Origin of the sequence: Rhizobium sp. BR 314 (genome assembly GCF_047445805.1) — a bacterium.
Taxonomy (GTDB): Bacteria; Pseudomonadota; Alphaproteobacteria; order Rhizobiales; family Rhizobiaceae; genus Rhizobium; species Rhizobium lusitanum_B.
Genome location: NZ_JARWLA010000008.1, coordinates 35,536 through 61,740, shown reverse-complemented (window position 1 = coordinate 61,740; position 26,205 = coordinate 35,536). Strand labels below are relative to the sequence as shown.

Sequence of the window (26,205 nt, the reverse complement as noted above, 5' to 3'; positions counted from 1 at the left end):
CACAGTATCGGCCGCCCATCAAAAAAAAGTAAAGCTCGTATCGGCCGCGATCGTCATCACGATAATGTTTTTTCCGACGCAATCTCCGGCCATTTTTCCTTCGCAACCATAGGGTCTTATTAACAGGCAGCGCGATAAGCTCTCGTCCGGATCGTCCATCGGGTTACAACTTGATATCACGCCTAGGAAGCGGCCAAGATCATGTGGAATGAGAAGCTGAACATCGCCGTCCTGCTGCCCTGCTATAACGAAGCAGCCACGATCGGAAATGTCGTGCGCGGTTTTCGCGAAACCATTCCGCAAGCCAGCATCTATGTCTATGACAATAATTCCACCGATGGCACGGCGCTTCAGGCCATGCTTGCGGGCGCGAACGTGGTGCGTGAACGCCGACAGGGCAAGGGTCATGTGGTGCGCCGCATGTTCGCCGACATCGAAGCCGATATCTATCTGATGGCCGATGGCGACGGCACCTATGCTCCAGAGGACGCCGAGGAGCTGATCCGCACGCTTTTGACCGAGGGATCCGATATGGTCGTCGGCACCCGGCGCAACGTTCATAACGACGCCGGCCGACAGGGCCATGCCTTCGGCAACCGAATTTTCAACTGGCTCTACCGTTCGATCTTCGGCGCCGACTTCACGGACATCTTCTCCGGCTATCGCGCCTTCTCGCGCCGTTTCGTCAAGAGCTTTCCCGCCGTGTCGGGCGGTTTCGAGATCGAGACGGAAATGTCGGTTCACGCCTCGCGGCTGAAACTGCCCGTCAGCGAACTGGAACTCGATTACGGTCGGCGGCCGGAAGGCTCGCACTCGAAGCTCTCCACCTTCCGGGACGGTGGCAAGATCCTCTGGATGTTCGCCATGCTGATGAAGGAAACGCGGCCTTTCGCCTTCTTCGGCCTTCTCTGCGTCATTTGCGTCGAAATGAGCATCGGCTTCTCGATTCCTGTCTTCATCGAATTTTTCGAAACAGGGATGGTGTCCCGTCTGCCGAGCTGGATCCTCGCCATGGCACTGGCGATGATTGCCTGTATGCTGTTTACGGCCGGCCTCATCCTCGACTCGGTCGCACGCGCACGCGCCGAACAGCTGCGCATCCATTACATGAGCCTCGCCAAACCGTCGTCACGTGAGGCTGGCGATGAACGGACGGTCTACATGGCGGAACTCGAAAAGCCGGCAAGCCGGAAGAAAAGGGCGAAAGCCGCATGAAGAAGCTCTTTCGCTTCCTGATCGCCGGCGGCGTCGGTTTCGTGGTCGATGCCGGCGTGCTGCATCTCATGCTCTGGTTCACGCCCTTCGGCCCCTTCGTCGGCCGGGCCATTTCCATCCCGAGTGCGCTGCTCGCCACCTGGGTGCTTAACCGCAACTTCACCTTCGGCCGCTCCAACCGGTCGCTGGCGGCGGAAGGTTTCCGCTACGGTTCGGTCGGACTGACATCAGCTCTGCTGAATTATGGCCTGTTCAGCTCGCTCCTGATGTCCGCGCCGTCGCTTCGACCAATCATAGCCCTGACTCTTGCCTCGGCGGCGGCGACGGCGTTCAGCTTCTTCGGCTATTCACGCTTCGTCTTCCGCCACCGGCAAAATCCCTGAGACGCGGTCCTCTTATTTCGACGTATCCGGACGGAAAAGTGTCGAGCACTTTCCTTGAAGTGCTTCAGACCGGCTCCCAACCATCCTTTTCGCTGGCGCGGTAAATGGCGTCGATGACCTTCTGGTTGAGCTTCGAGCTCTCCAGCGACACGATTTCCGCGCCCTGGCCCAATGCTGCCGAAGCAAACGCTTCCGCCTCGCGCCTGTACTGCCGGCTGTCGGGAAAACGGAATATCTGCGATTCCAGATGATTGCGATTGGTCAGCTCCAGCTCTTCCGCGCCATACCTGTCGGCGTTGAAGGGCGACTTCACCTCGATGAAGCCTTCGGTGCCGTGGAAGACCATGGCCTGCCGGTTCGCCATCTGCGTCGAGACGTAGAAGCTGAGATCGAAGTCTCCGAAATCGGCCTTGACGCTGGAATAGATATCGGTGCCGAATTCCGGGTCGCGCTCGGTCGTCGCCTGAACGCGTAGGGGTTCGCGGCCCGTGACGAAACGAGTGCCGATCGTCGGGTAGACGCCGATATCGGGCAGACCGCCGCCGCCAAGCGCCGGGATATTGCGCATGTTGCCGGCATCCCGGTTGAAATAGGTGAAGACGCCCTGGACATGGCGCAGGCGGCCGATGGCGCCGTCGGCAAGCAGCGAACGAACCTTCCGCCAAAGCGGAGTATAGGTGAGCATGTAGGCTTCCGTCACCACGACCTTGTTGCGGTCGCGAGCAGCGATCAGACTGTCGATTTGCTCGGCCTTCAGCACGATGGGCTTTTCGCAGAGTACATGCTTGCCGGCATCGGCCGCCTTGATGGTCCATTCGGCATGCTGCGAAGTCGGCAAGGGAATATAGACGGCGTCGATCTTGTCGGAGGCGAGCATCTCCTCATAGGAGCCGAAAGCATGCGGCACGGAGAAGCGATCCGCCATCTGCCGGGCGCGACCGAGATCGCGGCTGGCGATTGCGGTGACGACGCAATTCTCCGCATCCTGAATGGCCGGCACCACCACGTCGCGGCCGATCTTCGCCGTCGATAGAATTCCGAAACGCAGCATGATGTCTCTCCTGAAGTATCACCCGAAGCGGAGGGTCGCATGGCGATATTCGCGATGCTGCACATCCGGCGGGATCCATTTGTGAACACGGTGGGTAAAGCGAAACGAGGCCATTCCGCTTTGGACGAAACCGGCGACAATCTTATTCGGCCATAGGCCAAGGCGCAACGCCTTGCGCTGAAAGCGCAGGCAAACATGGCTGCGCAACAGTGCATGCGTTGTGGCCGTATTTGTCCCCTTTCTGTCTGCCAGATGGCTTTCGAAGCTTTCAAGGTGAACCTAGTTTCGGCTATCCTTCAAGCTCAGGAGATACGAAAATGTCCCATATGGATACCGCGCTACTCGTCATCGATGTTCAGGAATCCTTTCGTCAGCGCCCCTACTGGCGAGCCGACGACCTGCCTGAATTCACCAACCGCCTGCAGGCGCTGATCGACGGAGCCAAGGCGAAAGGCTTTCCCGTCGTCCAGATTTTCCACGTCGAGGATAGCGACGCGCATTTCAGCCTGAAGAGCGGCTATGTGCGCAAGCTCGACGAAATCTCGCTCGAGGCCGATGCCGTGTTTCACAAGCGCCGTCATTCGGCCCTCGTCGGCTCCGGCCTCGATGTCTGGCTGGTGGCCAACGGCATCCGCAAGGTCATCGTCTCCGGCATTCGCACCGAGCAATGCTGCGAAACCACGACCCGGCACGCATCCGATCTCGGCTATGAGGTCGACTACGTCACCGAGGCGACGCTAACCTTCCCGATGACGCATGCTTCGGGCACCGTTTTCAGCGTCGACGATATCAAGAGGCGCAGCGAGCTGGTGCTGGCCGGCCGTTTTGCCCGCATCGCAACGGTCGAGGAGGCTCTCGCCGGCGCATCGATCCGGAGTGCCGCATGACACAAGGCGACCGACGCCCCTATCGGCGGATCATTCCCGTCTACGTGCTTCTGCCGCCCTATACGCTGCTGATGGACGTGGCGGGGCCGGTGGAGGTGTTGCGCCGCGCCAATATCGAACAGGACGATGTCCTGTTCGATTATCGTTTCATCGCCGCTCAGCCGTCGCAAACCACCTCGGTGGGGCTGATGCTTGCCGATCTGAAGCCGCTTCCGGATCACATTCCCGATGGCGCCTATGTCATCCTGTCCGGCAATGTCACGCCGCCTGACGATGCCGAAGATATAGAGCCTGAGCTCGCCAGGCTTTCGACCTGGCTGAGAGGCGCGATCCGGCCGGGCATCACCCTCGTCACCGTTTGCTCGGGAGCTGTGCTCGCCGCCCGTGCGGGCCTGATGGACGGCTATGCCTGCACCACGCATGCCGCCTGCCTCGACGAGGTCAGGGAACATGCGCCGACTGCCAGGGTTCTCGACAACCGGCTCTATGTCGAGGATCGCGATCGCTATTCCAGTGCCGGCATCACCACAGGCACGGACCTGATGCTGCACCTCGCCTCCAAGCTGACCTCGCCGATGACGGCGCTGACCATTGCCCGGCACATGGTCGTCTACATGCGAAGGACCGGCGCCGAACCGCAGCTCTCGCCCTGGCTCAGCGGCCGCAACCATGTGCATCCCGCCATCCATCGCGTTCAGGATGCGATCATGGCCGATCCGGCCCACGGCTGGTCGCTTTCCGAACTTGCCGACATCGGTGCGATGAGCGCACGCCATATCTCGCGGCTGTTTCAGGAACATGCCGGCCTGTCGGTGACGGCTTATGTCAATCTGATGCGCGTGACGCTGGCGCGGGACGTGCTTACCAATTCGCGGCTGGACATGGAGCGCGTGGCGGAGAAATCCGGCTTCGCATCGCCACGCCACATGCGGCGCGTCTGGTCGAAATACAACACGCTGCCGCCAAGCCACTATCGGCGCTCGACGACCGAATAAAGAAATCGTTAGTAGCCTTTGGCCGGAAAGGCCGGTAGCCTGCAGTATCCCTCCCTGCTGGCGCCTGCGACGCCGGCTTTTTGCTCAAGTGACTTGGAGAAATATCATGGACATGCGCAAGCTTGGACGAACCGATCTGCTTGTCGCCCCCGTCGTTTTTGGCGGCAATGTCTTCGGCTGGACGGCCGATGAGAAGACCTCCTATGCACTGCTCGACGCCTTCTTCGACGCCGGCTTCAATACGATCGACACGGCCGACGTCTATTCCCGCTGGGTCCCCGGCAACAAGGGTGGCGATTCCGAAGAGATCATCGGCAAGTGGCTCAAGCAGGGCCGCGTTTCTCGCGACAAGGCCATCATCATCACCAAGGTCGGATCGGAGATGGGGCCGGACAAGAAAGGCCTCAAGGCCGATTACATCATCGAGGCGGCGGAGGCTTCGCTGAAGCGGCTGCAGACCGATCACATAGACCTTTATCTCTCTCACTGGCCGGATCCAGAGACGCCACATGAAGAATCGCTTGCCGCCTACGCCAAGCTGAAGGAACAGGGCAAGATCCGCCATATCGGATGCTCGAACCTCGATGCGACGCAGCTCCAGGCTTCGCTCGATGCCGCCGCCGAGGCCGGCCTGCCGCGCTACGACGTGCTGCAGCCCGAATATAATCTCTATGCCCGCGACAGTTTCGAGGGACCGTTGGCGGATCTCTGCGTCAGGGAAGAGATCGGCGTCATCACCTATTTCAGCCTCGCCGCCGGCTTCCTGACCGGCAAGTACCGCACCAAGGCTGATACCGAAGGACGGGCGCGCGAGAACCGGGTTGCCGCCTATCTCGACGACAAGGGCCTGCGCATCCTTGCTGCTCTCGATAAGGTTGCTGCTGAAACCGGAGCGAAGCCCGCCGAGATCGCGCTTGCATGGCTGCTGCGCAAGCGCGGGGTCACCGCGCCGATCGCCAGCGCCACTAGCCTCGGCCAGCTCGACGCGCTAATCAATTCGGCGAAGCTTTCGCTTTCCGACGAAGCCATGCGCCTGCTCGACGCAGCCGGCGAATAAGAGAGACAGCCCGATGACCGTGACGATCCGAGACGCCAGACCTGAAGACGAAGCCCGCTGGCGTACTCTGTGGGAGGGCTACCTCGCCTTCTACCGCGTCACCATCGCGCCCGAGATCACCGATGCAACCTGGCGCCGTGTCTTCGATCCGGCGTCGGCCATCTTCATGCGGGTCGCAGAGATCGACGGCGAGGTGAAGGGTTTTACGCTCTGCATCACGCATGAGGGTACATGGACGCTCGCCCCAGACTGCTATCTGGAAGATCTGTTCGTCGATGAAAGCGCCAGAGGCCACGGCGTTGGCCGGGCGCTTCTGGACGATCTCGTTGCGCTGTGCAAGAAAAACGGCTGGGCGCGGCTTTACTGGCATACGGAAGAGACCAACGCGACGGCCCGCAAGCTCTACGACACCTATGTCGAGACCGACGGGCATATCCGCTACCGCGTCAACATCTGAGCTTGGGAAAGCCCTCGTAAAGAGCCGAATGATCGCCCTCCCAGTTCGCCATGCCCGGCTTGGTCAGCATGCCGCGCGGGCTGACATAGCTTTCGATGGTGCGCATCGGCCGCTCGTGCCATTGGATGTTGAAGGCCCACAGCTTCGGGAAGAAACACAGCGACGCGTAGGGCAGATGATCGTGGATCCACCAGGCCAGCTTCTGCCAGTCGCCTTCATGGCTGTAGTGATCGATCAGCCATGGCACGACGATGCAGACCGCCGCGCCCATGCAGCCGTCAAGATCGCGCATGTCCCAGATATGGTGTGCGGCGGTGTGGGGATTGGTCGAGCAGTTCAGCCCATTCTTGTTGCCGAAGGCGTTGACGTCGGGCGAGCGATAGCCCGAACGGATATGTAGCCGGCCAAAGGTCGCCTCCAGCGGCTCCAGTAATTCCTCGCAAAGCCGGCGGCCCGTCTCGATCGCAAGATCGGGATCCTCCGGAATATTGGGGATGCGATAGAAATCTGATATTTCCGAATGCAGGAAATCGCGAAAGAAGAAGTTCTTCGACAGCCGGATACGTCCGAGATCTTCGAGCCCCTTCATCGACCCCGGTTTTCTCATCGCTGCAATCCTCTCGCTGAAATCGTCCGATCGTTGAGATAGTTATTACATCGTCGTCCTCCGATTTCTGTCAGCAGTCGCCTCATAGCTCGCCGCGGCGCAATCCAAAATGCAAACCGGCGCCTGCTTTTGCCGAAAATGCCCTAAGGCCCGGTATATTTGAAGAAATCGATGAAGGCCCTAAGCGCCGGGCGCATCTGGCGGCGGCTTGGGTAATAGATACAGAATCCGGGATATGGCGGACACCAATCCTCCAGAACACGGATGAGCTTACCCTCGGCCAGTTCCTCCTGCACGCGAATATCGAAGAGATAGGCGAGGCCGGCGCCATTGAGGGCGGCCAGGACACCGAGCCGATCCTCGATAACGATCAGAGGCCCCTCGATGGCAACGACCAATTCCCGGCCGTCCTTCTCGAACTCCCAGCGATAGATCGAGCCATCGGCAAATCGCCGCTTGATGCAGCGGTGGTTGACGAGGTCGCGGGGATGCAGCGGCTTCGGATGCTTCTCGAAATATGCCGGGGAGCCAGCGATGACTGTGCGGATATCAGGTGAGACCTTCACCGCAATCATGTCGCCCTCGATGCTCTCCGCCAGCCGGATGCCGGCATCGTAGCCGTCCTTGACGATATTGCTGAAGCCATCCTCGTTGGCGATTTCCAGCGTGATGTCGGGATAAGTGTTGAGGAAGTCACCAAGCCGCGGCGCCATGAGAAGATCGGAAGCGAAGCGCGGGGCGGTGATACGCAGCGTCCCGGCCGGGCGGCCTCGGGTCGCGAGCGTATCCTCCAATGCGATGTCGATTTCCTCCAAGGCCGGCGCCAGCCGTTGTAACAGCGCCTGCCCCTCCTCGGTCGGCAGCACACTGCGCGTGGTGCGGGCGAGCAGCCGCACACCGAGGCTTTCCTCGAGGTTGGACACGGCATGACTGACCGCGGACGGCGCGATCGACAATTCCTTACCGGCAGCGCGAAAGCTGCGATGGGCGGCGACAGCGGCAAAAACCGCAAGTTGGGAGAGCTGTGTTCGGTTCATTGATCTAAATTATAGAACAGCCTGTAAGGATTTGCATGGATTTTCATTCATTATGCAGGCCCCTACCTTGAGCTCGTAGGCAGCGGACATAAGCCCCTGCCGCTCCCATAAGGCTCAAGAGGAATACACCATGAAAACCCGCAGGCTTGGTAAGGATCTCACCGTTTCCGCCGTTGGACTTGGCTGCATGGGCATGAGCTTTGCCTATGGCGCCAGCGACGAGGCCGAATCCGTCAAGACGCTTCTTCGCGCCGTCGATCTCGGCGTTACCTTATTCGACACAGCCGAAGTCTATGGCCCCTTCACCAACGAGGAGCTGCTCGGCCGCGCACTGAAGCCCGTTCGCGACCGTGTGGTCATCGCCACCAAATTCGGCTTCAAGCTCGATCATACGAAAAGCGGCCCGGCGGCGATGATCGGCGTCGACAGCCGCCCCGAACATGTCAGGGAAGTCGCTGAAGCCTCCCTGAAGCGGCTCGGTACTGATGTCATCGACCTGTTCTACCAGCACCGCGTCGATCCGAACGTGCCGATCGAAGATACGGTTGGCGCCATGGCAGAACTGGTGGAAGAGGGCAAAGTGCGGACGCTCGGCCTTTCCGAGGCCGGCTCCGCCACCATCCGCCGCGCCCACGCGGTGCATCCGATTGCTGCCGTACAGAGCGAATATTCGCTGTGGAGCCGCGATCCGGAAGAGGACGTGCTTGCCACCTGCCGCGAACTCGGCATCGGCTTCGTGCCCTATAGCCCGCTCGGCCGCGGCTTCCTGACCGGCGCGATCCAAAAGACGGACGATCTCGCCGCCGACGACTTCCGCCGGTCGCTGCCGCGCTTCCAGGGCGAGAATTTTGATGCCAACGCGGCTCTGGTCGCCCGGTTGCAATCGCTCGCCGAGGAAAAGGGCGTCACGGCGGCACAACTGGCGCTCGCATGGGTGCTTCACCAGGGCGACGACATCGTCCCGATCCCCGGCGCCCGTAAGCTGCATCATCTCGTGCAAAATGCGGCGGCAGCCGACATCGCACTTTCGCCGCAGGAAGTGAAGGAACTCGGCGACATCATCGCCCCCGGCAGCATCGCCGGAAAGCGGTACAGTGATACCGCACTCGCCATGACAAATATATGACCATTGAGGCGCTGCGAACGCCCAGTCAGAGACACCGGCCAAAGCGGCCGGTGTCATTCCGGGACTGAAAAGAAAAGTGAAGTGCCATCAAGGCACAACTGAACATGCAGACCGCCTGATTTTCAGGCTTTTTCAATCTTCTAGATAAATCGCCATAGGCGCAGAACTTGCTTGCCTCTCCACGCTCGGTTGACAAACGGGCCTGAAATTTGAAGATTGCCGCCATCAAAAATGGGGTAGCGTTGGGAGGACTTATGTCTAAGCGCGCGTTTATCGGCTTCTCTGCTTTTCTTCTTGCCACTTTTGCATCCTTGAGCCCTTCGGCGGCCGCTGACGTCAAGCGTCAGGTGGTCACCACCAAGGACGGCGACTATTTCGGCTTCGATCTGCGCACGGAGCAGAACGTAACGCTGGACCAGTGCTCAGCCTCGTGCATCGGCGACAAATCCTGCAAGGCCTTCACCTACAATCCCAAGGTGAAGTGGTGCTTCATGAAGTCCGATTTCAATCAGCTGAACAGCTTCCCCGGCGCGATCGCCGGCAAGGTCGTCGAGACCGCCGCGACCAGCGAGCCGGACATCGGTGCCGCCCCTGCCCTTTCCTTCCTGACAGGTGATTTCATCAAAAGCGCCGGCGATGCGAAGAGCACGCTGACGCTCGGCGATGAACTCAAGGGACAAGGCGTCGAAAGCCTGATCGCGCTCGGCCGTATCGAGCTGACCTCGGGCAACGTCAATGATGCTCTCAACGCATTCCAGGGCGCGCTTTCGCTCAACCCCGACGATGGCGACCTGTGGATCGAGATGGCGCGCGCCGCCAATACCGTTACGAACGACACGTCTCTCGCCACCAAGGCCGCCTATGCGGCGCTCAACGGCTATCAGTTGACCCGGACGACGACGAGCCGCGCCGATGCGCTCGCCGTCCTCGCCGAGGCGCTGAAGAACGCGCAAAACTACCGCCCCGCGCTCAATGCCTACAAGGCGAGCCTCAACCTCGTCAGCTCCGCCGCGGTGCAGGCGGCCTATAACGATCTGCTGGCTCGCCAGGGCTTCCGCGTCTCCGGGAACACGCTCGACAACGACAATGCCTCACCGCGCGCCTGCGTGCAGTTCTCCGAAAAGCTGGTGAAGAGCGGTGTCGACTATACGCCTTTCGTCACCGTCAACGGCGGGGCACCGAAGGGCGTCGACGCCAAGGACAACCAGATCTGCGTCGAGGGCCTGGAGTTCGGCCAGCATTATCGCATCTCGCTGCGCGCGGGCCTGCCCTCCTCCGTGGGCGAAAACCTTGCCGCGCAGGTCAATGTCGACGTCTACGTCAAGGACCGCAGGGCTTCGCTGCGCTTCACGGGCGACAATTTCGTGCTGCCCTCCACTGCCCGCCGCGGCATCCCGATCGTCTCCGTCAACGCCAACACGGCCAATCTCAAGCTCTACCGCATCGGTGACCGCAATATTGCGCAGACCCTCAACAACTCGCAATTCCTGACGCAGGTGGACAGCTACAACGCTCAGACCATTCAGGACACCAATGGCGAGCTAGTCTGGCAAGGTTCGATCGAGATCAAACAGGAACTCAACAAGGAGGTCGCGACGAGCTTCCCGGTTGACGAAGCGCTGCCGAAGCGCAAGCCCGGCGTCTATGTGCTGACGGCCGTTGCGCCCAACAGCGGCGGCCAGGAATGGGATCCGCAAGCAACCCAATGGTTCGTGGTATCCGATATCGGCGTCACCACCTATGCCGGCACCGACGGCCTGAACGTCTTTGCCCGCTCGCTCGGAAGCGCCAAGCCGCTTGCCGGCGTACAGTTGCAGCTGCTTGCCAAGAACAATGAGATCCTCGGCGCCGCCAAGACCGACGACAAGGGCCGCGCCGTTTTCAGCGCCGGCCTGATACGCGGCACGGCAGGCATGACGCCGGCCGTCATCACGGCTCAAAACGGCGACCAGGACTACGTCTTCCTCGATATGACGCGCGCCGGCTTCGACCTTTCAGACCGCGGCGTTGCCGGCCGGACCGCGCCGGGCGCGATCGATCTGCTGACATGGACCGAACGCGGCATCTACCGCGCCGGCGAAACGGTGCATGCGTCCGCTCTTGCCCGCGACGTCAGCTCGACAGCGGTTGAGAACCTGCCGCTCACCTTCGTCTTCCTGCGCCCGGATGGCGTCGAGGATCGCCGCATCGTCACCGATGGCGGCAAGCTCGGCGGCTACAACGTCGACCTGCCGCTGCAGCAGACTTCCATGCGCGGCACATGGACGATGAACATCTACACCGATCCGAAGGGCTCCTCCATCGGCTCGCAGACCTTCATCGTCGACGATTTCGTGCCGGATCGCATCGAATTCGACATGAAGAGCGACGCGAAGGAAATCGAAGTCGGCCAGCCGACGCCGGTCACTGTCGATGGACGCTACCTCTATGGCGCGCCGGCGGCCGGTCTGAACCTCGAAGGCGAAGTGACGCTGAAGCCGACGCGCCAGAGCGACATCTACAAGGGCTATCTGTTCGGCCTCGCCGACGAAGGCGCCGGCAAGGCCAATAGCGACGACGACAATAGCGGCGGCGACAGCAAGGCCGAAAATACGCAGGTGCCGCTTGAGGACCTTCAGGCGCTGGACGAGAATGGCAAGACGACCTTCGATGTCACCATCAAGGACACGCCCTCGACCACGCAGCTGTTGAACGCCAACATTACCGTGCGCATGCAGGAGGCCGGCGGCCGTGCTGTCGAGCGCTCGCTGACGCTGCCGGTCAAGGCGGATGGCCCACGCATCGGCATCAAGCCGCAATTCGACGGCGATCTCGGCGAAAATTCCGTCGGCAATTTCCATGTCATCGCCATCGACGAGAACGGCCAGAAACGGGCGATGCAGGGCCTGACCTGGAAACTCCTCAGTGTCGAGCGCAATTATCAATGGTATCGCGACGGCAACAGCTGGAAGTTCGAGCCGATCATGTCCACCAAGCAGGTGGCAGTCGGTACTGTGAACGCCACCACCGACGGTGCGGCGATTTCCATGCCCGTCACCTGGGGCCGCTACCGGCTGGAAGTGTCCACTGCGGACACGAACGGCCCAGAATCCAGCATTGAATTCAATGCCGGCTGGTATGTCGCCTCGAGTTCGACGGAGACGCCGGATGCGCTCGAAATTGCGCTCGACAAACAGAGCTACCATGTCGGCGACACCGCCAAGCTGAAGGTAACCTCGCGCTATGCGGGCCAGCTGATGGTAACTGCCGGCTCCGAGACGCTGATCTCGATCACCAATGCCGATATCGGCGCCACCGGCGGCGAAGTCGACGTTCCCGTGACCTCCGATTGGGGTGCCGGCACCTATCTGACCGCCACCCTCTTCCGTCCCGGCGACGCACAGGAAAGCCGCATGCCGATGCGCGCCATCGGCATCAAGTGGGCTCCGGTCGATCCCGGCGAGCGCAAGCTTCAGATCACACTCGACGCGCCGCAGAAGACCCTGCCGCGCCAACCGCTGACCATCGGCCTTCAGGTTGCCGGCGCAGGCGCCAACGAGGACGCCTACGTTACCCTCGCCGCCGTCGATGTCGGCATCCTGAACCTGACGCGCTACCAGCCGCCGGCACCGGATGACTGGTATTACGGCCAGCGCCAGCTCGGCCTTGAAATCCGCGACATCTATGGTCGTCTTATCGACGGCTCGCTCGGTGCGACCGGCAAGCTGCGCACCGGTGGCGACGGCGGGCAGGTCGCCTTGCAGGCAAGCCCTCCGAAGGAAAAGCTGGTCGCCTTCTTCTCAGGCCCGATCAAGCTGGATTCCAGCGGCAAGGCGAGCGTCAGTTTCGATATCCCGCAGTTCAATGGTACGGCGCGCCTCATGGCAGTGGCCTGGTCGAAAGCCGGCGTCGGACATGCGACGCAGGATGTCATCATTCGCGATCCGATCGTCGTCACCGCCAGCCTGCCGAAGTTCCTCGCACCGGGAGACAAGGCGAACCTGCGGCTCGATGTTGCCAATACCGACGCTCCTGCCGGCGAGTTCACGCTTGCCGTGACGGGAAATAACGCCGTGACGGTGGATGAAAATGCCACGCAGCAGAAGATCAACCTGCAGGCCGGCGGCAAATACAACATCACCCTGCCACTCACCGGCGGCCAACCGGGCGACGGCACGGTCTCGATCAAGCTGTCGAATGCTTCGGGCATGTCTCTGGACCAATCGGTCGATATACCGGTTCGCCCGGCACAGCTTCCGATCACTGAACGCCGTGTGATCGCGCTCGCACCCGGCAAGAGCCTGACGGTCAATTCGGACCTTCTCGCCGACAGCGTGCTGCCCGGTGCCTCGGTCAGCGTCAATGTCAGCCGTTCCAGCGCCTTCGACGTGCCGGCGCTGTTGATGAGCCTCAGCCGCTATCCCTATGGCTGCGCGGAACAGACCGCGAGCGGCGCGCTGCCGCTGCTCTACTTCAGCGACATGGCCGTCAAGAACGGCCTTGCCGATGACGCCGAGATCCGCAAACGCGTGCAGGACGCCATCTATCGCGAAATGTCTTACCAGTCCTCCACCGGCAGCTTCGGCCTCTGGGGCCCTGGCTCGGGCGACCTCTGGCTGGACGCCTACATCACCGACTTCCTGACCCGCGCCCGCGAGCAGAAATATGCCGTGCCGGATCAGGCCATGGTACAGGCGCTGGAAAACCTCCAGAACGCGCTGAGCGCCAATACCAACGTCAAGGACAACGGCAACGAGATCGCCTATGCGCTCTATGTGCTGGCACGCAACAAGAAGGCCTCGATCAGCGATCTGCGCTACTATGCCGACACGATGCTGAACGACTTCCCGACACCGCTGTCCAAGGCGCATCTGGCCGCGGCTCTGGCGCTCTACGGGGATGCCCAGCGCTCACGCAACATCTTCATCGATGCCTTGCAGATGTCGCAGAAGGCGGCGGTCACGAAGGTCAGCTTCGCCCGCTCGGACTACGGCTCGTCGCTGCGCGACGGCGCCGCGGTGCTCGCGCTTGCCGCCGAAAGCCGCCCCGTACCGCCGATCATTCCCGATCTGGCAAGCGTGGTCGCCAAGGATTGGCAGAGCCGGAAATATACCAGCACGCAGGAACAGACCTGGATGCTGCTTGCCGCCCGCGCCCTGCAGAATGGCGATGACGGCCTGACGCTCGACGTCAACGGTGCTGCCCATACCGGCACCTACATGGCGCAAATGTCGGGCGATGCCCTGATGGGTCATCCGCTGACCGTCACCAATACGACGCGCCAGCCGCTATCGGCTGCCGTGACCACCGTGGCAGCCCCGGCTTCGCAGCTGCCGGCTGGCGGCAACGGCTTCAAGATCGAGCGCAAGTACTACACGCTCGATGGCGAGGAGGCCAACGTCAGCCAGGCCCAGCAGAACGAGCGCTATGTCGTCGTGCTGCACGTGACGGGCGCCAATGACTGGCCGCAGCGCATCCTCGTGACCGATCTTTTGCCCGCCGGCTTCGAGATCGACAATCCGAGCATCGTCGGCAGCGCCCAGCTCTCGAACTTCGACTGGCTGAGCGACGTTCAGCCCGCCCATGTCGAGTTCCGCAGCGATCGCTTCGTCGCCGCCTTCGACCAGACAGACGGCGCCAATCGCGACATGAGCTTCGCCTATGTCGTGCGCGCCGTGACCCCCGGCGTCTACGACCACCCGGCCGCGAGCGTCGAGGACATGTATCGTCCGCAGTTCTCGGCCCGCACCGCCATGGGCCGCATGGAGGTGCTGGCAGCCCAGCAGTAAGTGCAGCCATGAAAGCACGATGGAAGATTGCGATCGCTTTTGGAGCCACTGCCTTGACGGCGGTGGCTCTGGTCTTCGGCCTGGAAGCCGCGGATCGCGCCTATCCGCCACCGCTGGACGCTGCCCGCGTTGTTTCAGCCGAGGTGCTCGACGCCAATGGCGATCTCCTGCGCGCCTTCGCCACGCCTGAGGGGCGCTGGCGGCTAAAGACCGGGGTTGCCGATGTGGATCCGCAATATCTGCGCATGCTGGTCGCCTACGAAGACCGCCGCTTCTACGATCATCACGGCATCGACCCCATGGCGATCGGACGCGCCTTCGTGCAGCTTGTCACGCATGGTCGCATCGTCTCGGGCGGCTCGACGCTCTCCATGCAAGTGGCCCGACTGATCGAGCCCCGCGCTCAGCGCTCGATGACCGCCAAGCTTCTACAAATCGTTCGTGCCATCCAGATCGAGCGGCGCCTGACAAAGGAACAGATCCTCGATATCTATCTGACGCATGCGCCCTATGGCGGCAACCTGGAGGGCGTACGGGCGGCAAGCCTTGCCTATTTCGGCAAGGAGCCTCGCCATCTCAGCGTTGCGCAATCCGCACTTCTCGTCGCCCTGCCGCAGCTGCCGGAAAAGCGCCGGCCGGACCGCAACCTCTCGGCGGCGCAGGCAGCTCGCCACCGCGTCCTCGAACGCGCCGCCGTCGCGACCATCATCGGCGAAGGGGAGGCCGAACGCGCCGCATTGACACCTGTGCCGGCCGACAGGCGGCAGCTGCCGGCCTACGCGGCACATCTCGCCGAGCTCGCCCTGAAAAAGCAGCCCGACGTCATTCAGCGCCGAACGACCTTGCGGCGCGGTGTGCAACAGGGGCTGGAAGCTGTCGCTGATGCGGCTGCGAAACGGCTTGGGCCGAAGGTATCCGTGGCCATGGTCATGGCCGACGCCAAGACCGGCGAGATCATCGGCGAAGTCGGCTCGGCCAACTATTTCGATTCCGGCCGCGCGGGCTGGATCGACATGACCCGCATCTTGCGCTCTCCTGGCTCGACGCTGAAGCCCTTCATCTATGGGCTCGCCTTCGAGCAAGGCTATGTGGCGCAGGAAACGATCATCGAAGATCGCCCTGCCGATTTCTACGGCTACCGCCCGCGCAATTTCGACATGAATTATCAGGGCGATGTCAGCGTGCGGCAGGCGCTGCAGCTGTCGCTCAACGTGCCGGCCGTGCGCCTGCTCGATGCCGTTGGCCCTACCCGGCTGCTGGTGCGCTTCCGCCGCGCCGAGGTGAACCTCAAGCTGCCGCCGAACGAAGCTCCCGGCCTGGCCATCGGCCTTGGCGGCGTCGGCGTCACCCTCAAGGATCTGGTGCAGCTCTATGCCGGGCTTGCCAATCGCGGCAAGGCGATGCGGATCGGCGACGGCATTCAGGATCAGCCCGGACCGATCGATAGTGAGCCGTTGATGGAGCCGGTGGCCGCCTGGAACATCACCGACATTCTCTCCGATATCATCGCGCCGCGCGGCAGCAAGCAGCTCGGCATCGCCTACAAGACCGGCACCAGCTACGGCAATCGCGATGCATGGTCGATCGGCTATGACGGCGCGCATGTGCTCGGCGTCTGGGTGGGCCGGCCGGACAACGGCGCCGTACCAGGGCTGGCGGGCTATGTCTCGGCCGCTCCCATCCTGTTCGAAGCCTTCGCGAAATCAGGCGTTGCCATTACCCCCTTCCCGCCGCCGCCTATGGGCGCCGTGCGCATCTCCGCAACCGAGCTGCCCATCAGCCAGCGCCGTTTTTCGGTCACCGCCGCAGGGCTGCTGGCCGCTTCAAGCCGCGAGCCGGCGCCACAGATCGTCTATCCACCCGAAGGCGCGCGCGTCGACCTCGGGGCAGGCACCGGCGCCGATCAGATCGCGCCGCTGGCGCTGAAGCTGCAGGGCGGGCGGGCGCCATTTCGGTGGCTCGCCAACGGCAAGCCGCTGCCGGAACTTTCGCGCCGCCGCACCAACCAGTGGACGCCCGACGGCGCCGGCTATTCGACGCTGACGGTCATCGATGCGGCCGGCCGCGCCGCCAGCGTGCGCGTCTTCGTCGAGTAAGAGCCGTCACATCATCGCGATCACACCGTCGCATTTTTGTCAGCCGGTATCGTCTATGCTATCTTAGGCATGACTCAAATGAGGAACGACGAGATGTCGGAAGAGCAGGCAATCCGTGCGGTTGTTCACCTCTATGTCGATGGCATGGCCTTCGCGAATGAGCCGGCGCTGCGCAAGGCACTTCATCCGCGCGCTGATATCATCGGCAATTATCAAGGCGCGGTAGAATGGATGACGCGGGATGAATTCATCTCGGCGATCGTCGAGGAAGGCAGCGCTCCTCCCGGCACCATACCCCTCATGGAGATCGAATTGATCGACATCGAAGGCGATGCTGCAAGCGTCAAAGTCGTCGACGAATTCGCCGGCATGCGGTTTTCGGATTATCTATCGTTGCTGAAGATCGACGGGCGGTGGAGCATCGTCAACAAGGTCTACCATCTGCATCGCTGAGTGGCGGCCTTAAGCTTGCTCTATGCCGCACCTCTGGTCCCCCTCTGACGCTGTCGCGACATCTCCGCACAAGGGCGGAGATTGTTGGGAGCATGCCGCTCACCATCAAGACAACAAACCGCAGCTTCTGAGGAAGCTACGCCCATTTGGGGGGCAGGTGCAGTCAACGGACAACCCATCTCCCCCTTGTGGGGGAGATGTCACAAAGTGACAGAGGGGGTGCCGAGCTCTCCGCGAACTCGGCAACCGATTACCCTCTCAGCACCCCACCCGTCGACTTCGTGACGTTGGCCACAATCTTCTGGGTCAGTGCTTCGAAGTCCTCATCGGTAAGCGTCCGCTCGGCCGGCTGGATCTGCACCTCGATGGCGATGGACTTCTTGCCTTCGCCGAGCGATGCGCCTTCAAAGATATCGAAGACGTTGACGCCGGTGACCAGCTTGCGGTCGGCCCCGACGGCGGCGCGAACGATGGCTCCGGCTTCCACCGACTTGTCGACCACGAAGGCGAAGTCGCGCTTGACGGCCTGGAACGGAGACAGCTCCAGCGCCGGCTTGGTGCGGGTCGCCTTCTTTTTCGGCTCGGGCATGGCATCGACATAGACTTCGAAGCCGGCGAGAGCGCCGGACACGTCAAGCGTTTCCAGCGTCTTCGGATGGAATTCGCCGAAATAGCCGAGCACGACCTTCGGACCCATCTTGATGGTGCCGGAACGGCCGGGATGATACCAGGCCGGGCCACCCTGCTCGATCTGGATATTGCCCATCGGCAGGCCGCAGGCTTCGATCACGGCGAGAGCATCGGCCTTGGCATCGAAGACATCAACCGGCTTGCCGCCGCCCTTGGCGGCGTTCGACCACATGCGGCCGGCGCCGGAGAGCGTTGCCGTGCCGCGGCGGATGCCGCCTGCCACGCGACGCTGGCCCTCGGGCGTGTCGTTCTCGTATGTGCCGGAGACTTCGAAGATCGCGACGTCGCCATAGCCCTTATCGGCATTGCGCTGTGCAGCCGAGAGCAGGCCCGGCAGCAGCGACGGGCGCATGTCGGACATATCGGCGGCGATCGGGTTGGCAAGCTTCAACGCGTTGGAGCCACCGCCGAAGAGCTTGGCCTGATCTTCCGAAATGAACGACCAGGTGACAGCCTCCAACATGCCGCGCGATGCCAGCGCGCGCTTGGCCGCGCGCGTACGGATCTGCAGCGTCGTCAGGATCTTGCCATTGACGGCATTGTGGCTGCTCAGCGGCTGCGGCTTGATGTTGTCGACGCCGTGGATACGCATGATCTCTTCGACAAGATCGGCCTTGCCGTCAACATCCGGACGCCAGGAGGGAACGGCGACCGAGATGCGCTCGCCCGAACCGGAAACCGAGAAGCCGAGCTTCGTCAGGATGGACTTGCTTTCGTCAGCCGAGACTTCGAGGCCGGTCAAGCGCTTGACTTCCGACAGCGGGAAATCGACGACCTTGGCCTCATAGCCCTTGTAGCCTTCGACACGTGCCTTGGCAGCGGTGCCACCGCAGCAGGCGAGCACAAGTTCCGTGGTGCGCTCAAGGCCGGGAACCATGTACTCCGGATCGGCGCCACGCTCGAAACGGTAGCGCGCATCGGTAATGATGCCCAGGCTGCGGCCGGTCTTGGCGATGTTCATCGGATCCCAGAGTGCGGACTCGATCAGCACATCCGTTGTGTTCTCGTCGCAGCCCGAGTGTTCGCCGCCCATGATGCCGCCGATCGACTCCACGCCGTTGTCATCGGAGATGACGACATTGCTCGGATTGAGCTTGTATTCGCGCTCGTCCAGCGCCAGCACGGTTTCACCGTCCTTGGCGCGGCGCACGATCAGATTGCCCTTGACCTTGGCGGCATCAAAGACGTGCATCGGCCGACCCTGATCGAAGGTCATGTAGTTGGTGATGTCGACCAGCGCGTTGATCGGACGCAGGCCGATGGCGAGCAGACGCTGCTGCATCCACTTCGGGCTTGGGCCGTTCTTGACGCCGCGCACGAGGCGAAGCGCAAAGCCGGGGCAGAGGCGCGCATCATCCAGATCGATTTTGAGTTCAGTCGTCGTTTCGCCTTGGACAGGGAAAGTTGGCGTCAGGCGAGGCTTCAAAGTGCCGAGGCCGGAGGCCGCCAGATCGCGGGCGATGCCGTAGACGCCGGTGCAATCCGGGCGGTTCGGCGTCAGGTTGATCTCGATCATGGGGTCGTCGAGGCCAGCATAGGCGGCGAAGCTTGTGCCGACGGGCGCATCTTCCGGAAGGTCGATGATGCCGTCATGGCTATCGGAGATTTCCAGTTCCTTTTCCGAGCACATCATGCCACGGCTTTCGACGCCGCGGATGTTGCCGATGGTAAGCGTCACGTCGATGCCGGGAACATAGGTGCCGGGGGCGGCAAAGGCGCCGACGAGGCCGGCGCGCGCATTGGGCGCGCCGCAGACGACCTGAACGGGTGCACCGTTGCCAGTATCGACCATCAGCACCTTCAGGCGGTCGGCCTGCGGGTGCTTTTCGGCCGAGAGAACCTTGGCGATGACGAAAGGCTTGAACGCGGCCTTGTCGTCGACCTCTTCGACTTCCAGCCCGATCATCGTCAGGCGGGCGCAGATCTCGTCGAGCGTGGCGTCGGTTTCCAGATGCTCTTTCAGCCAGGAGAGTGTGAATTTCATGTGCTTTATCCCTTCCTTACGCGCTCAGACCGCCGAACAGGGTCGGCATATCGAGCGGGCGGAAGCCATAGTGGTTCATCCAGCGGACATCGGCGTTGAAGAAGTCGCGCAGGTCGGGCATGCCGTATTTCAGCATGGCTATGCGGTCGAGGCCCATGCCCCAGGCAAAGCCCTGATATTCGTCCGGATCGAGGCCACCGTGGCGCAGCACGTTCGGATGCACCATGCCGCAGCCGAGGATTTCCATCCAATCCGTGCCTTCGCCGAACTTGACGATCGGGCCGGAGCGGTCACACTGGATATCGACCTCGAAGGACGGCTCCGTGAACGGAAAGAAGGACGGGCGGAAGCGCATCGTCACATTGTCGACCTCGAAGAAGGTCTTGCAGAATTCTTCGAGCACCCATCGGATATTGGCGACATTCGCCGTCTTGTCGATGACGAGGCCTTCGACCTGATGGAACATCGGCGAGTGCGTGGCGTCGCTATCCTGGCGGTAGGTCTTGCCGGGGATGATGATGCGGATCGGCGGCTTCTGCGCTTCCATGGTGCGCACCTGCACCGGCGAGGTGTGTGTTCGCAGCACCTTGCGCTCACCCTTTTCGTCCGGCTGAAAGAAGAAGGTGTCGTGCATTTCGCGGGCCGGGTGACCTTCCGGGAAGTTCAGCGCAGTGAAGTTATAATAGTCGGTCTCGACGTCGGGACCCTCGGCGATCGAGAAGCCCATGTCGCCGAAGATCGCTGTGATTTCATCAACGATCTGGCTGATGGGATGGATGCGGCCCCGTTCGGCGGGCGACGAGCGCACCGGGAGGCTGACATCGACGGTCTCCGCCTTCAGCTTCGCGTCGATCGCGGCATCGCGTAGCGCGCCCTTACGTTCGTTGATCGCGTCGGTGACGGAGTTCTTGAGAGCATTGATCGCCGCGCCGCGTGTCTGCCGCTCTTCTGGAGACATCGCGCCCAGCGTCTTCAGCAGTTCCGAAACCGAGCCCTTTTTGCCGAGCGCGGAGACCCTGACGGCTTCGATCGATTGCTCGTCGGTTGCCGCGGCCACCTCGGCCATGAGTTGGGTTTCGAGTGTTACGAGTTCCGTCATCTGATCCTGCCTTGCGGGCGGCGGGCATGGAACGCCGCTCATTCCGCGGAATAATGGATGAACGCCCACATCAGACAGCTTGTGGCAACGATGAGGCGCTGCAGATCACTATCCATGTGCAAGCGGCCAATCAACCGGGCAAATGACAAAAACACGCCGAGAATGCGGTCCGTAGAGCCCGATGCGCGACTGTTTTTCGAGTTTCGCCCAACAAGACAGCCTGACACGATGGAAAACATATGCTGCAAAACACAAAACCCGCGCCGGTTTCGCCAGCGCGGGTTTCATAATGAATTTACGAAAGACGTGCGAGGCAGCGTTAGTTAACGGCTGCTTCGAACTCGTTCTTGGTGCCAGCTTCCTTGAGGTACTCAAGAGCCTTCTTCGAAGCTGCAACGAGCGCGCCGAATGCTGCCGACTCATGGATTGCCATGTCGGAGAGAACCTTGCGGTCGACTTCGATGCCAGCCTTGTTCAGACCGTCGATAAAGCGGCCGTAGGTCAGGCCGTGCTCGCGGACGGCAGCATTGATGCGCTGGATCCAGAGAGCGCGGAAGTTGCGCTTGTTAACCTTGCGGTCGCGATAAGCATACTGCTTGGAGCGATCGACAGCGGCCTTGGCCGTGCGGATGGTGTTCTTGCGACGGCCGTAGAAGCCCTTGGCTGCCTTCAGAACCTTCTTGTGCTTGGCGTGGGCGGTAACGCCTCTTTTTACGCGTGCCATTTCATGATCTCCTTAGTCTATAGCGTTACGAATAGTCTTAGAGACCGTTCGGCAAGTAGTTCTTGACAACCTTACGGCCATCCGGTTCTGCGAGAACCATGGTGCCGCGGGCGTCGCGAATGAACTTGTTGGTACGCTTGATCATGCCGTGGCGCTTGCCAGCAGCGGCGGCCTTGACCTTGCCGGTCGCGGTGATCTTGAACCGCTTCTTGGCCGAGGACTTCGTCTTCATCTTGGGCATTTTGCTACTCCTTCGATGCTTCCTGGCGCGCTTTTCTAAAAAGCCCTTCCCACAGGTCCGGACAAGCCGGGCTGCAAAAGGTGCAGGAGCGTTTGTTGTTGAACGGCTGAAACGGTGACGAACCGCTCCGCCAGCATTCTGAACTGCCACGGCATGCCCTGCCGGTCAGTTCGGACGCGCGCTTATAACCGCAGTCGCTTAGAAGCGCAACTGGCTGGACGCGCGATTCTTTGCAGATCGATGACAGGCCACGACGAGGTCGCCCAAAAGGAAAAAGCCGCCCAAAGGACGGCTCCGGCCTCTCTTACATCTGCCTGCGCCTCACTTCGGCGCAAGTACCATCATCATCTGGCGGCCTTCGAGCTTGGGCTCAGCTTCCACCTTGGCGATCTCGAGCGTGTCTTCCTTGACCTGCTGAAGAAGTTTCATGCCGAGTTCCTGGTGCGCCATTTCGCGGCCACGGAACTTCAAGGTCACCTTCACCTTGTCGCCTTCTTCGAAGAAACGGCCGATCGCCTTCATCTTCACCTCATAGTCATGGGTGTCGATGTTCGGGCGCATCTTGATTTCTTTGACTTCGACGATCTTCTGCTTCTTGCGCGCCTCGGCGGCCTTCTTCTGGTTTGCGTATTTCAGCTTGCCCAGGTCGAGGATCTTGCACACAGGCGGTTCAGCATTAGGGGAGATCTCTACCAGATCGAGACCGGCCTCCTCTGCCATTCTCAATGCCTGGTCGGTCGGGACGATGCCCATATTCGCACCGTCAGCAGCGATGAGCTGTACTTTGGGAATGCGAATTTCCCTGTTGGAACGTGGCCCGTCCTTTACGGGCGCATCGGTTTTAAAGGGTCTGCGAATGGTCGTATTCTCCACGAATTGTTTCGGATAGCTGCAGCCTCTCGCTCCCCGTCGGCGCAACTGACGGAAATGTCGTAAAAGCTATGTTGAAGTCAATAGCATGACATCAGGAAAAAAGCACCTCCTGCGTGTCAATAGAATGTCACAGAGAATGAGATGCGCGAAGGACACAGTCTCGTCGACAAATTACGCCCAGGCTTACGGCAAACAGCCGAGCATTTTTCGCGTCGCGTGCGGGCGAATCTGTTCTATAGAGCGAAAAACGGGAGTTCCTTGATGTCCGAAGCAGCTACAGCCACCCAACCGACCTTCATTTCCGTTGGCACGGGCGACAGCGAACGCCAGATCGCCATCCTTGAGCGCGCCGCCGGTAAGGGCGCAAAGAATGTCAGCTTCGTATGGCTATCCGGCTATCGATCGGACATGAGCGGCACCAAGGCGGTGGAACTGGACGCAATGGCGGAACGGCTCGGTCTCGGCTGCATCCGGTTCGACTATTCCGGCCACGGCCAGTCCGGCGGCAAATTCACCAACGGCACGATCTCGCGCTGGCTGGAAGAGGCGCTTGCAGTCATCGACCATACCAAATCGAAGAAGATCGTCCTCGTCGGCTCCTCGATGGGCGGCTGGATTGCGCTCAGGGTCATTCAGGAGTTGCGCAAGCGCAAGAAGGCCCCGGCAATCGCCGGTCTTGTCCTGATCGCACCCGCACCCGATTTCACCGTCGACCTCATCGAACCTAACCTTTCGGATGTCGAGCGCCGCTCGCTGGCCGAGCGCGGCTATTTCGAAGAACCGTCGGAATATAGCCCCGAGCCGAACATCTTCACCGGTGCCCTGATCGAGGACGGCCGCGCCAATCGTGTGCTGACTGGTATCATCGAGACCGGCTGCCCCGTGCATATCCTGCAGGGCATGGAAGACGCAGACGTGCCTTTCGCCCATTCGCTAAAGCTGGTCGAGCATCTACCGGCCGATGACGTAGTGTTAACACTTGTGCGCGATGGCGATCATCGCCTGTCGCGGCCGCAGGATATCGAGCGCATGCTCACTGTCGCCGAGACCCTGGCGCTTCATAATAGTCAGTAAAAACAATCCGATATACTTGGAGCAGCCCGTCCGCAGAGCCTCTGCGGCGGGCGTCGCTCCCGCACGCCTTACGGATCCGGTGCGGTTTGGGATTATGGCAAAAACCGCCTCAACTGTACCAAAATTAACCATACGCGCCGGTTCCGCCGTTAACACTTAAGTAACGATTGACTTGTCAGGCCCCGCTACATTAACAATTTGTTAACAAATGCAGGGACGATACAAGGAATAGTGGGCGTGCGTATTAAGGGCGTATTGGTTGCCTTCGCTGCTATGATTGCGATGTCATCAGCAGCGATGCCGGCCTCTCAGCAGAGCGCATCGATGACCGTCGGCAACGTCACTTCCCAGCCGATTGGGCACTACGACTTCTGCCAGAGGCATCCCGATGAATGTGGTCCGGTTCGCAATGCCGGCCCCGAGGAAATGAACGCCGCCGCTTGGGCGCTGGTCAACCAAATCAACCTGCGTGTCAACAAGACCATCCGCCCGGCAACGGACATGGAGGTCTATGGCCAGGAAGAATACTGGGAATATCCGAAGACGGCCGGCGACTGCGAGGATTTTGCCCTGTTGAAGCGCCGGTTGCTGATGCAGAGCGGCGTCTCTGCCTCCAACCTCCTGATGACCGTCGTTCGCAAGCCGGATGGCGAAGGTCATGCGGTTCTGACGCTGCGCACGAAGCAGGGCGATTATGTCCTCGACAATCTTGAGGACGAGATCAAGCTCTGGTCCAAAACCCCCTATTCCTACCTGAAGCGTCAGGCGAGCTTCAACACTGGGCGCTGGGTCACCATCGAAAACGGCAACGACGTTCTGGTCGGCTCCGTCAAGTAAGTGCAAGCACTCCAACACAGACAAAAGGTCGGCGAGAAGCCGGCCTTCCGTTTTTAGGGATTTAGTCAGAACAGTCCTCACTCGCTCGTGCGGACGGATTGGACCTTAGCGGTTACGTCATCTGTTCCTATGGCTCTGCTGATCCGCTTTGGCATGTTGCTCGTGTGTGCCATCGCGCGCGTTGCCGGATTGCTGGTCGTGTGAGCCGCCTGAGGAAGCGCTCCGGCTATTCTGATCCATGTTCTTATGGCTCTGCTGGCCTGATTTGACGTGCTGTTCGTGGCTTCCAACTTGGTGTGCCATTAGACAATCTCCTTGGGTTTGCAGAATGAGGTCAAGAGCGGCCTCGTGTTGCTAACCGATGGCAGCGGCAGGCGTTCCGAATTTTAACATTTCGTGAACGGGAGACTGCTCAGTGCAGGCTTCAGGCATTTCCGATCAGGATGCCGGCCGCCAGCACCAGAGAGCCGCCAACCACCACCTGGAATGCGGCACGAAGGAACGGCGTCTCCATATATTTGTTCTGGATGAAAGCGATGGCCCAGAGTTCGAAGAACACGACGATGGCGGCCGTGACCGTTGCCGTCCAGAAATGAGGGATGAGGTAGGGCAGCGCGTGGCCGAGGCCGCCGATCGCCGTCATGATACCACAGGCGAGACCTCGCTTGATCGGTGAGCCGCGGCCGGAAATCTTGCCGTCGTCATGGGCCGCTTCGGTGAAACCCATCGAAATACCGGCGCCGACCGAGGCCGAGAGACCGACGAGAAAGGTCTGCCATGTCTGCTGCGTGGCAAAAGCCGCGGCGAAAATCGGCGCCAGGGTGGAGACGGAACCATCCATGAGGCCGGCAAGACCCGGCTGTACATAGGTCAGCACAAACTGGCGGCGCGCCTGGGCATCCTCTTCCTGTTTCACGGTTTCGGGCGTGTGCTTGTCGCCAAGCAGGCGGGCAACATCCTCGTGTCCCTGCTCGGCCAGCGCGAGGTCACCGAGAAGCTGCCTTGTCGATGCATCGGAAACCTGCTTGGCGGCCTGGATATAGAAGTTATAGGCCTGCTGCTCCATCGCCTCCGCTTCCTCGCGAATGGCATCCAGGGAGAGGTTCTTGCGCAACCAGTCCGGCTTGCGCTCATAGAAGCCGCTGACGTGCTCGCGACGGATCAGCGGAATGCGCTCGCCGAAGCGCTGCCGGTGCATGTCGATCAGGGTCTTGCGATGGGTATCTTCGACTTCGGCCATGTCCTCGAAGACCTTGGCGGATTCGGGATAATGCTGGCGGAGTATGTCGGCGTAGGCGAGATAAATGCGAGAATCGTCCTCTTCGGCGGCAATGGCGATAGCCAGGATTTCCTGTTCCGAGAGGGAGGTGAAGGGACGTTTGGATGGGCGAAAAAGACCGAGCAGCATGGAAAGGTAACCTTATAACTTTAGAATTATTCTAATTCTAAAGTCGAGCAACGTCCGGGTCAAGCGGCGAGACGTCATCTTGAGTGGAAATCGCGTTGGGGGAAGTATGACGGACTACGCGGAGGGCGCATGAAACCGAAAGC

21 protein-coding genes are annotated in these 26,205 nt (G+C 61.1%); 12 read left to right on the top strand and 9 right to left on the bottom strand.

Annotated elements, in window-relative coordinates; translation table 11 throughout:
- Nucleotides 1-201 precede the first annotated feature (201 nt).
- Nucleotides 202-1,215 (top strand): glycosyltransferase, encoded by a 1,014-nt coding sequence (locus QD461_RS13275; protein WP_414088186.1) that lies wholly within the window; start codon nt 202-204, stop codon nt 1,213-1,215.
- The gene (locus tag QD461_RS13270) at nt 1,212-1,598 is read left to right on the top strand and encodes a GtrA family protein (RefSeq protein ID WP_414088185.1); all 387 of its coding nucleotides are present in this window, start codon (nt 1,212-1,214) and stop codon (nt 1,596-1,598) included. The genes QD461_RS13275 and QD461_RS13270 overlap by 4 nt, the downstream gene beginning before the upstream one ends.
- A 64-nt stretch (nt 1,599-1,662) precedes the next feature.
- On the opposite strand, the gene QD461_RS13265 is transcribed toward QD461_RS13270, so the two are convergent.
- A complete protein-coding gene (locus QD461_RS13265) occupies nt 1,663-2,649 on the bottom strand; it encodes a Gfo/Idh/MocA family protein (protein ID WP_414088184.1) in 987 nt (328 codons plus the stop codon).
- 317 nt (nt 2,650-2,966) lie between these two features.
- Here QD461_RS13265 and QD461_RS13260 point away from each other — a divergent pair, with 317 nt between their 5' ends.
- From QD461_RS13260 to QD461_RS13245, 4 genes are all read left to right on the top strand, one after another.
- Nucleotides 2,967-3,536, top strand: coding sequence for a cysteine hydrolase family protein (locus tag QD461_RS13260; RefSeq protein ID WP_414088183.1), 570 nt, complete (start codon nt 2,967-2,969; stop codon nt 3,534-3,536).
- Nucleotides 3,533-4,531, top strand: a complete 999-nt coding sequence (locus tag QD461_RS13255; protein ID WP_414088182.1) for a GlxA family transcriptional regulator — start codon at nt 3,533-3,535, stop codon at nt 4,529-4,531. Before QD461_RS13260 ends, QD461_RS13255 begins: the two co-directional genes overlap by 4 nt.
- A gap of 106 nt (nt 4,532-4,637) precedes the next feature.
- Nucleotides 4,638-5,588, top strand: a complete 951-nt coding sequence (locus tag QD461_RS13250) for an aldo/keto reductase (RefSeq protein ID WP_414088181.1) — start codon at nt 4,638-4,640, stop codon at nt 5,586-5,588.
- A 13-nt stretch (nt 5,589-5,601) separates the two neighbouring features.
- Nucleotides 5,602-6,045, top strand: a complete 444-nt coding sequence (locus tag QD461_RS13245; RefSeq protein WP_414088180.1) for an N-acetyltransferase family protein — start codon at nt 5,602-5,604, stop codon at nt 6,043-6,045.
- Here QD461_RS13245 and QD461_RS13240 read toward each other — a convergent pair.
- The gene (locus QD461_RS13240) at nt 6,035-6,652 is read right to left on the bottom strand and encodes a hypothetical protein (RefSeq protein WP_414088179.1); all 618 of its coding nucleotides are present in this window, start codon (nt 6,650-6,652) and stop codon (nt 6,035-6,037) included. The genes QD461_RS13245 and QD461_RS13240 overlap by 11 nt on opposite strands.
- A 143-nt stretch (nt 6,653-6,795) precedes the next feature.
- Nucleotides 6,796-7,689: a LysR family transcriptional regulator gene (locus tag QD461_RS13235; protein ID WP_414088178.1), complete on the bottom strand. Its 894-nt coding sequence runs from the start codon at nt 7,687-7,689 to the stop codon at nt 6,796-6,798.
- Between the two features lie 130 nt (nt 7,690-7,819).
- Here QD461_RS13235 and QD461_RS13230 point away from each other — a divergent pair, with 130 nt between their 5' ends.
- From QD461_RS13230 to QD461_RS13215, 4 genes are all read left to right on the top strand, one after another.
- Nucleotides 7,820-8,815, top strand: a complete 996-nt coding sequence (locus QD461_RS13230) for an aldo/keto reductase (RefSeq protein WP_414088177.1) — start codon at nt 7,820-7,822, stop codon at nt 8,813-8,815.
- A 254-nt stretch (nt 8,816-9,069) separates the two neighbouring features.
- The gene (locus QD461_RS13225) at nt 9,070-14,583 is read left to right on the top strand and encodes an MG2 domain-containing protein (RefSeq protein WP_414088176.1); all 5,514 of its coding nucleotides are present in this window, start codon (nt 9,070-9,072) and stop codon (nt 14,581-14,583) included.
- Nucleotides 14,584-14,591: 8 nt separating this feature from the next.
- Entirely contained in the window at nt 14,592-16,679 is a 2,088-nt protein-coding gene (gene pbpC, locus QD461_RS13220; RefSeq protein WP_414088175.1) for a penicillin-binding protein 1C, read from the top strand.
- Between the two features lie 93 nt (nt 16,680-16,772).
- The gene (locus QD461_RS13215) at nt 16,773-17,132 is read left to right on the top strand and encodes a nuclear transport factor 2 family protein (protein WP_414088174.1); all 360 of its coding nucleotides are present in this window, start codon (nt 16,773-16,775) and stop codon (nt 17,130-17,132) included.
- A 250-nt stretch (nt 17,133-17,382) separates the two neighbouring features.
- Here QD461_RS13215 and pheT read toward each other — a convergent pair whose 3' ends face one another.
- The 5 genes from pheT to infC all read right to left on the bottom strand — a co-directional run bounded on the left by pheT (nt 17,383) and on the right by infC (nt 22,728).
- Nucleotides 17,383-19,806: a phenylalanine--tRNA ligase subunit beta gene (gene pheT, locus QD461_RS13210; protein ID WP_414088173.1), complete on the bottom strand. Its 2,424-nt coding sequence runs from the start codon at nt 19,804-19,806 to the stop codon at nt 17,383-17,385.
- Between the two features lie 16 nt (nt 19,807-19,822).
- Nucleotides 19,823-20,905, bottom strand: a complete 1,083-nt coding sequence (gene pheS, locus QD461_RS13205) for a phenylalanine--tRNA ligase subunit alpha (RefSeq protein ID WP_414088172.1) — start codon at nt 20,903-20,905, stop codon at nt 19,823-19,825.
- Between the two features lie 319 nt (nt 20,906-21,224).
- A complete protein-coding gene (gene rplT, locus QD461_RS13200; RefSeq protein WP_184711000.1) occupies nt 21,225-21,629 on the bottom strand; it encodes a 50S ribosomal protein L20 in 405 nt (134 codons plus the stop codon).
- A 37-nt stretch (nt 21,630-21,666) separates the two neighbouring features.
- On the bottom strand, nt 21,667-21,870 hold the full coding sequence (rpmI, locus tag QD461_RS13195) for a 50S ribosomal protein L35 (protein WP_004108077.1): 204 nt from the start codon (nt 21,868-21,870) through the stop codon (nt 21,667-21,669).
- 321 nt (nt 21,871-22,191) lie between these two features.
- Nucleotides 22,192-22,728 (bottom strand): translation initiation factor IF-3, encoded by a 537-nt coding sequence (gene infC / locus QD461_RS13190; RefSeq protein ID WP_028750883.1) that lies wholly within the window; start codon nt 22,726-22,728, stop codon nt 22,192-22,194.
- Nucleotides 22,729-23,004: 276 nt separating this feature from the next.
- On the opposite strand from infC, the gene QD461_RS13185 reads away from it, so the two are divergent.
- Both QD461_RS13185 and QD461_RS13180 read left to right on the top strand, forming a co-directional pair.
- Entirely contained in the window at nt 23,005-23,817 is an 813-nt protein-coding gene (locus QD461_RS13185) for an alpha/beta hydrolase (RefSeq protein WP_414088171.1), read from the top strand.
- A 237-nt stretch (nt 23,818-24,054) separates the two neighbouring features.
- Nucleotides 24,055-24,654 carry a transglutaminase-like cysteine peptidase gene (locus QD461_RS13180; protein WP_414088170.1) on the top strand — a complete coding sequence of 200 codons (600 nt, stop codon included), beginning with the start codon at nt 24,055-24,057 and terminating at the stop codon, nt 24,652-24,654.
- Nucleotides 24,655-25,078: 424 nt separating this feature from the next.
- Here the strand turns inward: QD461_RS13180 and mbfA are convergent, their stop codons facing one another.
- Complete coding sequence (gene mbfA, locus QD461_RS13175; RefSeq protein WP_414088169.1) at nt 25,079-26,062, bottom strand: iron exporter MbfA; 984 nt, start codon at nt 26,060-26,062, stop codon at nt 25,079-25,081.
- Between the last annotated feature and the right edge of the window lie 143 nt (nt 26,063-26,205).